We start from the raw sequence: 278 nt of genomic DNA, 5'->3' as shown, positions 1-278 counted from the left end.
CGGCAATACGGGGTGCGAACAATTGATCCTGGTGCGCGGCAATGCGGATGTGCGACCACACCGCGCCGCCTTTTTGCGCCATGCCGGCCATGTCCAGATTGAGCGTGCCTTTGCCTTCGATAAACGCTGCCATTCCTAGCAAGGCGCCGATGGTCACCACGCCGGTGCCACCCACGCCGGTCACCAGAATGCTGTAGGGCTCATCCAGCGTAACGGTTGATGGCGTGGGCAATGCCCATAATTCATCCGCTTTGGCTGCCAGCGCTTTGGGTTTGCGC

The 278-nt window shown here is 60.8% G+C and carries 1 protein-coding gene; it reads right to left on the bottom strand.

The features are described from left to right. The coding region (locus AAEZ05_RS28410) for a 2-oxoacid:acceptor oxidoreductase family protein (protein WP_350649913.1) at window positions 1–278 on the bottom strand (278 nt) is incomplete at both ends.

Origin of the sequence: Pseudomonas sp. HY13-MNA-CIBAN-0226 (assembly GCF_040310305.1) — a bacterium.
In the GTDB taxonomy this organism is placed as follows: domain Bacteria; phylum Pseudomonadota; class Gammaproteobacteria; order Pseudomonadales; family Pseudomonadaceae; genus Aquipseudomonas; species Aquipseudomonas gregormendelii.
This window is presented reverse-complemented; position numbering and strand designations above follow the sequence as displayed.